Raw genomic sequence first — 13937 nt, 5'->3', positions numbered from 1 at the left:
CATCAAGACCACTCTTATTATTGAAGTACTTTATCGATCGTGTACACATCTGTGACTTGTCCTTCCTTCATAAGCTCATTCAGCTTCACCTTCAGCTTTTCTTCAAGATCTGCAAGCCCAGATTTAAAGTCTTCTGTGTTCATTACAGCTAGTTCCTTCAACAGAATATTCTGCATTTGGAAATCTCTTTTCTCCAGTTCCTCAAGTGCTTCTTTACTGTCAGTTACTACTTGAAAACTGATACGGACAAAATCACCATTCTCAAGGTCTGTTGTAATCTCGTCCGTCACAAGCGAAGCCTCTACCATTTCATCAATCGACCGCTCCCCATCAGCCTCGGATTCTTTTATATTCATGACAAGAACAAGAGCTACAACACCAAGCACACTGATCGTTCCCAGCACAATAAGCATGGTTCGAAATACATTACTTTTCATTTTCCTCACCTGCCTTGTTTACGATTCTGACCAATCCGACCTCTCTATAAAACCGCTTCATATCTTTCATAACCTTCTCATGATCGTCTTTCACAACGAAGCTTTTTCCTTGTATTGTCGTAATTGTCGTATCAGGATTGCACTGGATCTTTTCTATGTAAATAGGATTAAACCAAAAAGTCTCTCCATTCAGCCTCGTTAATGAAATCATATAGGTTTTGGGGGCTGAAAAAGCCCCCTCCCTCCTTTATTATCGTTTTAGATTCACAAGCTCTTGTAAAATTTCATCTGAGGTCGTGATAATACGGGTGTTTGCCTGAAATCCTCGCTGCGCTGAAATCATTTCTGTAAATGCTTCCGCCAGGTCAACGTTTGACATCTCTAAGGAGCCGGAAACCATTTGGCCTGTGCCGTTCTCACCAGCGGCAGATAAATCATCAAGTCCATTCAGACCGGCCTCGTCATCGCCGAATAAACCAGCATTATCGGTATTTCTATACGTGCTTCCGCCAACTTTCTCGAGTCCTTCCGGGTTAGAGAAATTAGCTAGCAGTATTTGCCCGGCTTGTTGCGGGTTCCCGTTCCCGTCTACGTAACCTACTGTTCCGTCCGACTGAACATTAAAGCTTTGAGCATCTTCAGGTATTGTGATAAGTCCCGCTTGTCCACTAGGAGAAGAATCTTCTCCATCAGGCGTATTATAGGATTCTCCTACTAAATATTTACCATCACCGTTAACGATGGCACCATCACCATCCAAGTAAAAATTACCTGCTCTAGTGAACGTCGTATCTATGGCTCCGAGGTCATCAAATGTTTTAGCTTCTGGATCAATTGCAGCATCGTCCGTCCCTTCTGCTAAAACAAACATTCCGTCTCCTTCAATAGAAATATCCAGAGGACGATCCGTTGTTTGGCGATTTCCCTGAGTGTGTATGCTGTCAATCGAACCCATCTGAGAACCAAGACCTACTTGAGCAGCGTTGACCCCTCCGCGCAGATTTTCTATAGAGCCCTGAGCACCTGAAACAGACTGGCTCATCATATCTTGAAATGAAACACGGCCTTTTTTGAACCCACTAGTGTTTACATTTGCGATGTTATTTCCAATCGTATCTAAAGATGTCTGAAAACCTTTCATACCTGAAATACCTGAATACATTGAACGTAGCATAGCGCTATCATTCCTTCCATTTTTTGTTTAGCTTACTTCATTCAGTCCATAAGCTTTCAAGGCTTCCCTCGCTCGGGTCCAGCCTAGTCATTCAAAATAATCGTGCCGTTAATGTTCGTAAAAATATGAGAATCCGTATCCTCTTTATTCATGGCGGTGACTACTGTATTGTTTTTAGTACTGACCACAAGTGCAGCATCCTTGAGAACGACTAAGGAGTCGGTAACACCTTTAGATTTTGCTTCAGACATCCTTTTGGAAATCCTTTGCCACTGAGAGTCATCAATTTTAATGTTTCGGTCCTCCAGCCTTTGCCGCGCATGCTTGCTGACATTTAAACCACTTGCTTCCTGCAAGGCATCCTTGAAAGAAGATTGAGAATTTTTATGTACCTTTTTATAAGTGGGTACAGGCATTGATTGATGCAGTTGATGAATACGAGGGTCCATCATGGATCACTTCTTTCTAAACATTTGCTTCTGCAACTTTGTTTATGTCTTCTATTGCCACTTCTGCTCCGTTATCCAGTGTCAGAAAAGCTTCTCCATCCGCCTGGCTGACTGACTGAACTTTGCCGGCATTATACTTGGAAACTGCTCCAGTTTCTTGATCGTACTCCGGATAAGTCACTTCTTTCCCAATAAGTCCGCTGTACTGAATAACCGGCATAGGGCTTTGGTTATTTGTGAATTTTTCCATCATTTGAGACATATTCGTCATTTGTTCCAGACTTGAAAACTGAGCCATCTGAGAAACAAATTCCTTATCTTCCATCGGATCAAGCGGATTCTGGTTCTGTAATTGAGCCATTAAAATCTTTAGAAAGTCGTCCTTTCCTAAATCACTGCTTCCTGTACTTTTCCGCGGCTGATTATTCAAGTAATAAGACGGATCGATACTCGTCATAACTAATCACCTACACTTTCTCATTCATAAGTACTTCATGGAAGGATATTCCTTCTCCTTCAGCATGTGGTTCATTTGAAGATTCTTGTTCCTCCTGACTGGTATCTTTTTGATGTCCAAAATCTCCAGCCTCTTTGTCATCTTCCGCCAAAAACTGCTCCCCTGAAGTCATATCCGTTTTTTCAACCACTACCTGCTGTGGTGAGAACATATGCCTTAATTGATTCATGTTGCTATCGAGCATATCTTTGGCTGCCTGTGAAGTTACTAGAATCTTCACCGTCATTTCCCCATTCATCTGCATGAGTCGTACCGTCATATCTCCTAGTTGCTGGGGGTTAAGACGAATGTTCATTTCTGTCATACCAGAAGAATTCGAAAACATACGAGAAGACTTCATCATTTGGTTAAACTGTTCCATGAACTGGCTTTGCATCATAGGTTGAGATTGGCTTGAATTCAAGTGGATTACATGCTGCTCTACTTTTGACATATTCATTGAGAGATGAGCAGAAGATAAATGAGGAGCGGGCGCCTGTTCAGACTGAGTGAGTTTAGTTATTGACTGTGAAAGCCACTTAGCCATATCTTTTGATGTCACTTGAGCTTGTTGAGCATAATTAACAACCATTGATTTCCGGTCAGCATAATTCTTCACTAAATCAGAAAAAAGCTGTTGCTGCTCTTGGCTGCTGGCTTTACTTGCTCTAGACAAGGTTTCAGTAAAAACGCCTGAATCCTTAGAAGCTGCTGCCAATTTTGTAACCTGTTCGACAATTTGCTTCAATTCAATGATCGTTTTCTGATCTATTGGCACATTTTTCGTTTGCGGCACTGCATCCCCTTGTGAAAACAGCTTCCCCGTCAACTGTTCAAATTTACCCCATAGTGACTGGAGTTGCTTCTTCGATGATCCATCACTATTTCCAGATAGTGGTTTACCGGAGTCCCATTCCATAGGAGGCTGTATAAAAGACATCATGACGCTTTTATTGTCAAATATGGAGGCCGAAGCTATTTCGTTATGAAGGTCTTTCAGGAATTCCGATAGCTTAACTTGCTCCCTTTCATTTAATGAAGAAAGTTCTTTGCTAGTCATATTGAATAACTGTACAAATTCTCCTGGCATACCATCACCTTTCCAGAGGGCTGCTTTAGATAAGTCCGTATTCTCAATTTTTTCAAACAACCTCTTCCGATTTAAATCACCTGAAGCACCGCTCATAGTAATCCCGAAACCCTTCAACTCTTTCTTAACCATTTCGATTAAACTTTCAATGTTTTCTTCCCCTACTAATTCTCCCTGCAGTAAATCCTCAAAAGCTGTCATCAGGTCGGATTGCTCACCTTTACGCTGGACGTTGTTTAAGGATGAGAGAAACTGACCTGGCATTGCATTAAATAACTGCATCATTTCCAATATTTCACCTCCTTTCAAAGCATTCTATTTACTGCTCTTCCGTCATTAAACTCGTTAATTGTGCAGCAGCTTCGGGAGACATTTCTCCTAATACAGCTCCACGCACATCGCTTTGCATTTCGGATAGAAGGGAGACAGCAAGAGCACCTTCCATATTTTCCAGGATAGGTGCAGCAGCTTCCTCGTCCATCTCCTGGAAAGATTTGGCCATTTCAGAAATATCATCGGTTCCAGTCTCTTCATCAGAAGTCTCTGCTGCATCAGAAGCTGATTCTAAATTAGCTTCCAACTTTATGATGGTCTGATTCAATTCATCTATTGTGGCGTCTTTACTACTGTTATCACCTTCCAGCTGTTCGATTTCTGCTTGATAATCCGCAATGGCCGATTCATAGTGGTCTGTGGTCCTCTGTTCATTCTCTTCTGACTGAGTCGTAACCAGGCTTGATACACCTGGTATTTTATTGGCAAACTCCTCACCTTTATCCAAAACATTGATTCCCATCATGCTCATTACAATTAACATAATAGTCAGCGCAAATATTGTCGGTACTACAATGACCAAGAAAAACCATTGAAAACGATTTTGGCTTTTCTCCCTGCTTTTTTCCATTTAATCACCTGTTCTTATAATTTAGATATTGTCTTGTCGATACCTCATCCATAGCTTTGCTTTCTTCTGCTTTTAGCCAATCCTCATGCTGAGTCAATTTTTTTTGAATCAAATTTTCAAATTTTTTCACTTCAATATGCGCTGACGACAGGTTGTCATGTGCTGTTTCCATAACTGACCTTGCCTGCTGTACTCTGGGCTGGAGATTTGAGATTTTTTTATTCAACTGATCAATATATTGTTCATGAAGTATGAAGTTTTGCGCTCGAATCTTCGTCTTCCTCAATTCTTCATGAAACTTTTCTTCGGCATTTTCTTTTTCTTTTAGGACTTCATAAAGTTCAGTAGCCACAGACTCAAAACGGTCTACTTGTTCTTGGTACATTTTCTGCTTAGCTATCTTATCTCGGTCTTGTAAATCTTTAATCTTATGAAAAGCTTGTAAACTTGTCATTCAAAAACTCCTTAAGAAAATAACTGTGAAAGAATGTCGGTCGACTTCTCAATTGTTGAAGGCTCATGTACATCCTGCTTTAAAAAGTCAATGATCGAAGGATGGTATTTAATCGCTTCATCAATGTCACGGCTGCTCCCTCTTTTATATGCACCAATTTGTATTAATTCACTATTCTCTTCATATGTAGCTAATAATGAACGTAAACGAGAAGCTGATTGCTTGTGTTTGTTCTCGGTCACCTGGTTCATTACTCGGCTTATAGATTTCAATATGTTAATGGCAGGAAAATGATTTTGTTCTGCTAATCTTCTGTCTAAAACAAAATGCCCGTCCAGAATTCCCCTTACCGTATCAGATATCGGCTCATTCAAATCATCGCCATCTACTAAAACCGTATAAAATGCGGTAATCGACCCATTTTTGCTCGTACCTGTCCTTTCGAGAAGTTTAGGTAAAGTAGCAAAAACTGAAGGTGTATACCCTTTAGTAGTTGGTGGTTCACCTGTCGCCAAGCCGATCTCCCGCTGTGCCATAGCAAACCTGGTGACTGAATCCATTAGGAGATTTACGTCATAGCCCTTTTCTCGAAAATATTCACTGATAGCCGTTGCTGTATAGGCTCCTTTCATTCTCATTAATGCCGGCTGATCAGAAGTAGCTACTATGACTATCGAGCGCTTTAGCCCCTGAGGCCCTAAATCGTTTTCGATAAATTCTCTTACTTCCCGTCCTCTCTCTCCAATTAAAGCAATCACGTTGATATCAGCCGAACTATTCCTCGAAATCATACCTAACAGCGTACTCTTCCCTACCCCGCTTCCAGCGAATATCCCTACGCGTTGTCCCCTCCCTACGGTCAGTAAGGAGTCTATGGCTCTTACTCCAACTTGAATAGGTGATTTTATCGTCGGTCTTTCTAGCGGGTTAGGAGGGTTCTGGTCGGTGGGGAATGCCTTTAAGCCTTTTGGAAGCTTTTGATTATTCATCGGACGGCCTAAAGAGTCTAACACTTGACCGATCAATCCAAGACCCGCTTTAATTTTCAATGGACCATTTGTCGCTTCAACTAAACTGCCCGGTCCGATTTCTTTAATCTCATGGTATGGCATGAGCAGCAGGTTTTCATCGTGGAAGCCAACAACTTCAGCTTCGATTTTTTTTGCTGTACCTGAAGGCGTATGGATGTAGCATAAATCACCAATCGATGCTTCCGGACCTTTCGATTCAATCATTAATCCTATAACCCGGTGCACCTTACCAAATCGTTTATATGTATCCGCCCTCTCGATGCTATCCATGTATAGCTGTTTATTCATCAGATTTCTCCTCATGCACGATTTGGAACAGCTTCTGCCTTATTTCCTGTAACTGAGGGTCAACACCCGCAATTATTTGCCCGAAGGACGACTCGATTATACATCCAGAGCGCTCCACACTGTCCTTTATATAAATACTTAACGTAGAATTGAATTCTGTGATCGAATCAAGTTCTTCCCTTTGCGAATGCAAAATCGGATAATCATCAGGATGGACATACACGATAATTTCCGTCTGACTCTTCACTTCCTCCAGAGCTCTTTTTACAATTTCCACAAAAATCGAAGGATGCTCTTTCAGCTCGCAATTTATTATTTTCTCTGCGCTTTTCATAGCAATGTCCATGATCGTCTCCTCACTAGATCCCACCGTCAAAAGATAATCTTTTTTAGCAAGTTCGATCAGCTGGTTAGCTTGAGAGATTTTGTTCAAGTATTCGTCATAGCCTTCTTTGTTTCCTTGTTCAAAACCCTTTCTAAACCCTTCATTTTCTGCGTTTTTTATAAGGTTTGTTCTTTGTTTTTCCCAGTCTTGTTTCTGTCTCTGAATTTCCTCTTCTGCTTCCTTCATTAAAAGTGTAGATTGAGCTTCAGCTTTACGAACCTTTTCTTCTGCTTGGTCAACCAATTCATTAGCTTTGATGTCGTTATCATCAGAGAGTGTCGTTTTCTCTTTATTCAACCGAATCTTCTTTATTCCAATGACCCGATTTTCAGAATAAGAACTATGGCTAGACAATGATGTCATCTCCTCCACCTCTGGCTATGACAATTTCTCCTACTTCTTCTAGTCTTCTTATCGTGGAAACTACTCTTGTTTGTGCCTCTTCTACGTCTCTTAAGCGGACAGGTCCCATGACTTCCATTTCTTCTTTGAATGCCTCAGACATGCGCTCTGACATATTGCTGAAGACTAGATCTTTCACCTCGTCGCTAGAGACTTTAAGCGATAACCGCAAGTCATCATTTTCAACTTCACGAATGACACGTTGAATGGCTCGATTGTCCAATGAAACAATATCTTCAAAGACGAACATCCTTTTTTTAATTTCTTCAGCAAGTTCAGGATCCTGTATTTCTAAAGCATCAAGAATAGTTCTCTCTGTACTGCGGTCTACTCCGTTAAGCACCTCGACTACTGCAGGAATCCCTCCGGTTTCTGTATAGTCGTGCGTGACAGTAGCAGAAAGTTTTTTTTCTAATATGTTTTCCACCTGACTGATAACCTCAGGAGAAGTAGAGTCCATCGTTGCTATCCGTCTTGCTACATCTGCCTGCAGTTCCTGGGGGAGTTCAGATAGAATTTGACCTGATTGCGATGCATCTAAATACGATAATACTAATGCAATTGTTTGAGGGTGTTCATTTTGTATAAAGCTAAGAATCTGACTGGGATCTGCTTTCCTTGCAAAATCGAAAGGTTTTACTTGCAGGGAGGAAGTCAGCCTCCCGATAATGTTAGAAGCTTCCTCATCACCTACAGCTTTCTCAAGAATGGTCCTGGCATAGCCAATACCACCCTGTGAAATATAATCTTGTGCTATAGCGATTTGATGAAATTGCTCTAATATTTCCTCTTTTTGCTTCGAATCTACTTTTTGAACGGAGGAAATCTCTAAGGTGAGTCGTTCCATTTCTTCTTCTGTCAGATGTTTGTATACCTGAGCTGCAACATCCGGACCAAGAGAGATAAGCAGAAGAGCTGCCTTCTGCTTGCCTGTTAACCCGTTCTTTTGATAGGCCATATTGGTCCCTCCTTAATCTTCTGCAATCCATGAACGAAGTAGTTTCGCAAAGTCTTCTGGTTTTTCTTTGGCCATTCGTTCTAGCTGCTTACGTCTTACAGTTGCATCTGTTTCTTTCTCTTCTAAATCTGGAATTGAAATCGGCTGTGGTTCAGCTGACTCTTCGAAAACCTCTTCTTCTTCGTAATCTTCGCTTCTTCTTAGAAGTCTCCATATTAGGAAAATCACTACTAACAGCAAAAGACCTCCTGCGATATAGGCCCATAACGGAATACCAGCTGGTTCTTCATTAAATTGTGGCTGAGCGTCGAATTCCTGAAATACAATCGAAGCTTTCTCCTCAGCATCTACTTCTCCATAACTGCCATCGATTGAAGTGGTGATCATTGAATCCAAAATAGATTGGATGCTTTCTTCCACCGTCAGCTGTTCTTGCTCATTGAGAGTCTGTACTTCGCCTTGTTCATTTTCACCTTTCGTATTATCAACAGCTACTTGGATACCTAAATCACGAACTTTGAATGGGCTTTCTTCAATATTCCTTTGAATGCGATTAAATTCATTATTGATAGTCTCCTTAGACATTTCATAATCGCCATTTCCTTCACCTTCTTCTGCTTCATAACCAGGTACGTCCTCTTCTCCTGTCCCAGCTACTCCACCAGCCGGAGTTCCGCCTTCATAAGTCTCTTCAATTCGTTCTATACTTACGGGCAGCCCTTCCAACGCTTCTTCATCAAAAGGTTCCACTAATTCCTCTGTGCGCTGTTCTTGGGTGAAATCAATATCAGCAGTGACTGTGGCTACAACCTTATTCGGCCCCATCATCGTCCCCAGCATCTTTTGAACGCGCTGCTGAACATCTTTCTCAATGTCCTCTTTTACTCCTTGTTGATATGTATAAGCATCCGTATTATTAGCATTTTCTGAATTATTTTTATCATAATAATTAAAGTTCTGGTCCATGATGACGATATTATCTGTAGGAAGATTAGGAACTGACTTTGATGCTAGATTATAAAGTGTTTCCACTTCCTCATTTTGGATATCATGACCAGGTTCAACATTTAATACGATCGAAGCGGATGCTTCTTGATTTGTTTCAGACATGAAAACTTCTTCTTCAGGAACATTGATCATAACCTGCGCGTTCGCAATCCCTGAAATGCCGGACATTAAGCTGGCAAGTTCTGACTGCATAGCGTCGAGCTTTATGACATCAAATTCATTATCTGTCATGCCCCAGGAAACATTTCCGCTAAAAAATCCGTAGTCTATATTCCCACTATCAGGTAATCCTGCTGCGGCAAGGTCGACGAGTAATATTTCAGCTTGTTCTTCAGGTACGCGGATAGTCGTTCCCCCACTATCCAACTCATAAGAAACTCCTCTGACATCAAGTTCTTCTTTGACCTGCCCCACTTCTTGAAGTGATAAATCACTGTACAGGGGAACCATTTTGGAACTTGCAGCAAAAAAACTAACTAAAGATAATAGAATCACAAACCCAATGATTGAACCTAGTAAAAGTCCTTTTTGCTTTGCGCTTCGTTCCTTCCAGAACGTTGAAGTTTTTTTCGTTAATACATTTAATTTTTCTTTCATGATTGCCCCCAAAAAAAGCACAATTTAAGAGAATAAGTATGGTACCTTAATTAAATTGAACTGTAGTTATACTTGCATACGCATAATTTCTTTGTAGGCCTCGACTACCTTATTACGCATTTCTACGGTGGTTTGCATTGTGACACTAGCTTTTTCTGATGCGATCATGACTTCATGAAGATCATCAATTTCTCCATTCGCCAAAGCCTTCGTCATATCATTTGAGACCCCCTGAGTTTGATTGACATTCTCAATCGCCAACTTTAAATTGTCAGCGAATTTTGAATGGGCTTCTCCAGGTGAAATGTCCTTGGCGTTCTGTGCCATTGGCACTTGAATTTGATCATTGGAAATTGGTGTGATGTTCATAGTAAGATGCCTCCTTATTTTCCGATTTCTAATGCTTTCATAAGCATGCCTTTTGAAGCGTTCATCGCAGTAACGTTCGCTTCATAGGAGCGGGTGGCACTCATCATATCCACTGTCTCCTTCAAAGGGTCTACGTTAGGCATTTCAACATATCCGTCTTCATTAGCGTCAGGGTGGCTTGGATTATAAGCTTGCTTGAACGGCTCATCATCTTCCTGAATTTCTACCGCCTTAACTCCTCCTTGACCAGACTCCGAATTTTGAGACTTCGCTTTCTGTAAAAAAGAGCTGAAAGATTGATCTTCAGGCTGCAGTTGCACCATTTTTCTGCGGTAGGGCTCCAACTCTCCATTTTCATTGACAGTGGCTCTCGTTGAGCTTGCATTTGCCATATTGGATGACGCTACATCCATTCGAAGCCTCTGAGCCGTCAGCCCACTGCCGCTTGCGTTCATAGCATTAAAAATACTCATTTTTAATTTCCTCCCCTAATGACACTTTTTAAACTATTGAACTTCCCGCTTAAACGATCAACCAGAGCTTGATATTGAATTTGATTTTTAGCCAGATCGTTCATTTCCTTGTCTATGTCAACGTTGTTGCCATTATGGTTATATGTAGTACCTTCTTTCCTTACTGTATGATGAGCAGTTGGCTGACCATTGCCAAAGTTGAGATGTCTTTCGTTCGTGCGCTTAGCGCTGACCCCCATCTCTTCGCTGAGAACATTCTTGAAGACGACGTCCTTGGCTTTGTACCCCGGCGTATCTACATTCGCAATATTTTCGGAAATTGCCCGATTTTTTTTACTGGAATGGTTTAAAGAGCTCTCTAAAGTGGTAAATGTATCATTAAACAGTTTCAAAGCGTAATACCTCCCTTATTTGACAAGAATCCACAAATAATAAATCTAATCTTAAATGAATTAGATGAATTACCTATTAAGGCAGTGATAATTTACTGTTATTTCGATAATCCGAAACTTTTAACCCGGTACTTTTCGATCATAAATAGAGCAATTTATACTTCTTTGTCGAAAACACTACTATAAAGAACATTATCACACAATTATGTAATAAAATAAATTATATTTTAAAACATATTAAAAAGACTACTAAAGAAGTGGTAATACCTACTTTTGAACATTAAATTTGTTAATAATATCCAATTAAGTAGGTCTAAAAACGTCAAAAAAACAGTTCTTAAAATAAGAACTTGAACTGTAACCCTAAAAATGGACAGTATAATAAAAAGCGCTAAGCTGCTATGAGATGACCTCGGTATTGAGCCGGGGTCATTTTTTGTAGGGACCACTGGTATCGATGGTTATTGTAATATTCCATATAGGCTTCAATCGCTTGCTTGACTTCAAATATAGATGAGCACGCTTTGAAGTCAATTCCGTCTTTCATATGTCCAAAGAAAGATTCCATTGGGGCATTGTCCCAACAATTCCCTCTCCTAGACATCGACTGATCCAAGCCCAGGTCCCTCACTTTTTTCTGGAAATCCGGGTGGGTGTAGTGCACGCCCTGGTCCGAGTGAATCCAACATTCGGGGTGAGGGAGAAAGTCCTCGCGTTCCATTAACTTATCAAGTGTGGTGTACACGATATCCATCTTTAAAGAGGTCGAGAGATAGTAAGCCAGTATTTCTCGGGTCGCTCCATCTTTAATGGCGGACAGATAAGCTTTCTGTCCCTTCGCATAATAGATATACGTGATATCTGTTAAGAGGACTCTGTGTGGTTCTTGTTGATCGAACTGACGCTCCAGCTTATTTTCACATGTTTTATGTTCTTGCGTCGCTTGAGCGATTTGTTTATAAGGGTTCGCTCTGCGAATCTTACACATCAGGTTATATTTTTTCATGATACGCCGAATACGCTTATGGTTCATGACGATATGTTCATCGTTCTCTACCATCATTTTGATCTGAAGAGCTCCTACTTTACCGTGACGTTGATCATATACTTTCTTGATGATTTCATAGTCTGCCTCATCTTTTCGTTCTCTCTTTTGGCGGGTGTTTTCTGCTTTCAACCAGTTGTAATACCCCGAACGGCTTACGTTGGCCAACTCACAAAAATACTGAATCAAATGGGGGAAGCCATGAGTCCTTACCACTTGTTCAATGAGTTGAAATTTCTCTGATGTCGTTATTTCTTCTTCTTCGCCTGCCTTTCTTGTTCGTCGAGCTTTTTTACGAAGTCCAATTCTGCCTCCAGGTACGCAATATGTGCTTCTGCTTTTTTCAATTTTTCCTCGGAAGACAGGTCTTTCGTCGAAGGTCTTCCTGTGGCGCCTTTTCCTCTTCGCTCTGTATAGAACCCGTCTTCTCCGTATTTTTGAAATATCTCGCGCCATCGTTTCACACACTGTTTCGGTTTCTTGGAACCAATCACAGACAGATCAAATCCATGGTCAACAAAGATATGATAAGGACTTTTGCCTTCACCGTTTTCTTTTACAGCCTTCAGTTTGAATGCCGGTGCATAAGTGATAGAACGATCAGATACCTTGATAACGTTTGGGTTGGATTCTAATTCTTTCCTTTGTGTTTCCGTAAACATAATTTTAGACATGTCTCTAACCTCGCTCTTCATAGTTAATTTGATTATAAAGGGATATTCGTGGTCGTGAAACACAAAAACCCCGAATAAGGGGCACTTTTTTAATCGTGTCCATTATTCGGGGGATAGATCAACTGTTTTTTAGCTGCAACTTTTTTATACCCTTTTGAATCCTACAGAAGAAAAACTCACTGTTCAGAGTGAGAGCCGGACACATTTTAAGACTTGTTTCCACTCCTCCTTCATTCTTTTTCTCATATCTTGCACACAAAAAAAGAAAGTTAGCGGAACACTCTCCAGCTTTCGTTGGAAGCTATTAGACTTGTTTAATTCTCTACGATCGCTTAATGAAGATTCACTTACACTCTTTACATTCCTTTAATTTTCCAAAACTCAATCCATCCAAATACAAGGCGCCTGCTGGACGATCTGGTCACTTCCCTCCCAAAAAAAATCAGGCTGTTGAGCTCATTCTCAACAGCCTGACGTGTTTCTAGTAAAAAAGTATCTTTCAATGAACATTACTTTGATTAATTAGATCGAAGTTTTTGTAATTCAACTAAGAAATTATTGTTAAGGACTTTAATATACGTCCCTTTCATGCCTAATGAACGTGATTCAATAACGCCGGCACTTTCAAGTTTACGAAGTGCATTGACGATCACTGAACGCGTAATTCCTACTCTATCTGCAATTTTACTTGCAACTAGCAGTCCTTCATTACCTTCCAGTTCTTCAAAGATGTGTTCGATGGCTTCTAATTCACTATATGATAAAGAACTGATTGCCATTTGTACTACCGCTTTGTTACGAGCCTCTTGTTCAATTTCTTCAGTCTTCTCATGAAGGATTTCCATTCCGACTACGGTGGCCCCGTACTCTGCAAGTAATAGATCATCTTCATTGAAACTTTCATTTAAGCGGCTAAGGATTAAGGTTCCTAGACGCTGTCCTCCACCGATAATAGGGACGATGGTAGTCAATCCTTCTTCAAACAACTCTTTGTTTTCTACAGGAAACGCTGTATATTCACTCTCGATATCCAGGTTCGGAGTAGTTTCTTGAATGTTGAATAAATTCTGAGTGTACTCCTGAGGGAATTGACGTTCAGAAAGCATGTCTTTCATACGTTCGTTTTCAATTTCCTGTTTAATGGCAAAACCTAATAATTTACCTCTTCTGCTTAAAATAAAAGTATTGGCTCCGATGACATCTCTTAAAGTGGCAGACATGTCGTTAAAATCCACCGATTTTCCAGTAGTTTTTTGCAGCATTGCGTTGATTCTTCTTGCACGGTTTAATAATTCCATTGTTGTTCCTCCT

The 13937-nt window shown here is 40.6% G+C and carries 17 protein-coding genes; all 17 read right to left on the bottom strand.

Annotated elements, in window-relative coordinates:
- Window positions 1-17 precede the first annotated feature (17 nt).
- The 17 genes from fliL to codY all read right to left on the bottom strand — a co-directional run bounded on the left by fliL (window position 18) and on the right by codY (window position 13924).
- On the bottom strand, window positions 18-437 hold the full coding sequence (gene fliL / locus LF817_RS07550) for a flagellar basal body-associated protein FliL (protein WP_253935183.1): 420 nt from the start codon (window positions 435-437) through the stop codon (window positions 18-20).
- The gene (locus LF817_RS07545; protein ID WP_253935182.1) at window positions 427-648 is read right to left on the bottom strand and encodes a flagellar FlbD family protein; all 222 of its coding nucleotides are present in this window, start codon (window positions 646-648) and stop codon (window positions 427-429) included. The genes fliL and LF817_RS07545 overlap by 11 nt, the downstream gene beginning before the upstream one ends.
- 39 nt (window positions 649-687) lie before the next feature.
- Entirely contained in the window at window positions 688-1611 is a 924-nt protein-coding gene (gene flgG / locus LF817_RS07540) for a flagellar basal body rod protein FlgG (protein ID WP_253935181.1), read from the bottom strand.
- 83 nt (window positions 1612-1694) lie between these two features.
- A complete protein-coding gene (locus LF817_RS07535) occupies window positions 1695-2060 on the bottom strand; it encodes a TIGR02530 family flagellar biosynthesis protein (RefSeq protein ID WP_253935180.1) in 366 nt (121 codons plus the stop codon).
- Window positions 2061-2076: 16 nt separating this feature from the next.
- Entirely contained in the window at window positions 2077-2517 is a 441-nt protein-coding gene (gene flgD, locus LF817_RS07530) for a flagellar hook assembly protein FlgD (protein ID WP_253935179.1), read from the bottom strand.
- Between the two features lie 10 nt (window positions 2518-2527).
- Window positions 2528-3931 (bottom strand): flagellar hook-length control protein FliK, encoded by a 1404-nt coding sequence (locus LF817_RS07525; protein ID WP_253935287.1) that lies wholly within the window; start codon window positions 3929-3931, stop codon window positions 2528-2530.
- A gap of 34 nt (window positions 3932-3965) precedes the next feature.
- On the bottom strand, window positions 3966-4550 hold the full coding sequence (locus LF817_RS07520) for a MotE family protein (RefSeq protein ID WP_253935178.1): 585 nt from the start codon (window positions 4548-4550) through the stop codon (window positions 3966-3968).
- A gap of 4 nt (window positions 4551-4554) precedes the next feature.
- Window positions 4555-5004, bottom strand: coding sequence for a flagellar export protein FliJ (gene fliJ / locus LF817_RS07515; RefSeq protein WP_253935177.1), 450 nt, complete (start codon window positions 5002-5004; stop codon window positions 4555-4557).
- Window positions 5005-5015: 11 nt separating this feature from the next.
- Window positions 5016-6323 (bottom strand): flagellar protein export ATPase FliI, encoded by a 1308-nt coding sequence (fliI, locus tag LF817_RS07510; protein ID WP_253935176.1) that lies wholly within the window; start codon window positions 6321-6323, stop codon window positions 5016-5018.
- On the bottom strand, window positions 6316-7062 hold the full coding sequence (gene fliH / locus LF817_RS07505) for a flagellar assembly protein FliH (protein ID WP_253935175.1): 747 nt from the start codon (window positions 7060-7062) through the stop codon (window positions 6316-6318). The genes fliI and fliH overlap by 8 nt, the downstream gene beginning before the upstream one ends.
- Window positions 7055-8068 carry a flagellar motor switch protein FliG gene (gene fliG, locus LF817_RS07500; protein WP_253935174.1) on the bottom strand — a complete coding sequence of 338 codons (1014 nt, stop codon included), beginning with the start codon at window positions 8066-8068 and terminating at the stop codon, window positions 7055-7057. Before fliG ends, fliH begins: the two co-directional genes overlap by 8 nt.
- 12 nt (window positions 8069-8080) lie before the next feature.
- On the bottom strand, window positions 8081-9673 hold the full coding sequence (gene fliF, locus LF817_RS07495; protein ID WP_253935173.1) for a flagellar basal-body MS-ring/collar protein FliF: 1593 nt from the start codon (window positions 9671-9673) through the stop codon (window positions 8081-8083).
- A 66-nt stretch (window positions 9674-9739) separates the two neighbouring features.
- On the bottom strand, window positions 9740-10000 hold the full coding sequence (fliE, locus tag LF817_RS07490) for a flagellar hook-basal body complex protein FliE (protein ID WP_483867076.1): 261 nt from the start codon (window positions 9998-10000) through the stop codon (window positions 9740-9742).
- Between the two features lie 56 nt (window positions 10001-10056).
- Entirely contained in the window at window positions 10057-10515 is a 459-nt protein-coding gene (flgC, locus tag LF817_RS07485) for a flagellar basal body rod protein FlgC (RefSeq protein ID WP_253935171.1), read from the bottom strand.
- A gap of 2 nt (window positions 10516-10517) precedes the next feature.
- Complete coding sequence (gene flgB, locus LF817_RS07480; protein ID WP_253935170.1) at window positions 10518-10907, bottom strand: flagellar basal body rod protein FlgB; 390 nt, start codon at window positions 10905-10907, stop codon at window positions 10518-10520.
- Window positions 10908-11298: 391 nt separating this feature from the next.
- A protein-coding gene (locus LF817_RS07475) for an IS3 family transposase (protein WP_253935169.1) occupies window positions 11299-12626 on the bottom strand; the annotation gives its coding sequence in 2 pieces (ribosomal slippage) (window positions 11299-12254 and window positions 12254-12626; 1329 coding nt in all).
- 518 nt (window positions 12627-13144) lie between these two features.
- Entirely contained in the window at window positions 13145-13924 is a 780-nt protein-coding gene (codY, locus tag LF817_RS07470; protein ID WP_253935168.1) for a GTP-sensing pleiotropic transcriptional regulator CodY, read from the bottom strand.
- Between the last annotated feature and the right edge of the window lie 13 nt (window positions 13925-13937).

The sequence above is a fragment of the Halobacillus sp. A1 genome, assembly GCF_024189295.1.
Lineage (GTDB): Bacteria > Bacillota > Bacilli > Bacillales > Halobacillaceae > Halobacillus_A.
The sequence above is the reverse complement of the archived record's forward strand: the minus strand, read 5'-3'. Positions and strand labels throughout refer to the sequence as shown.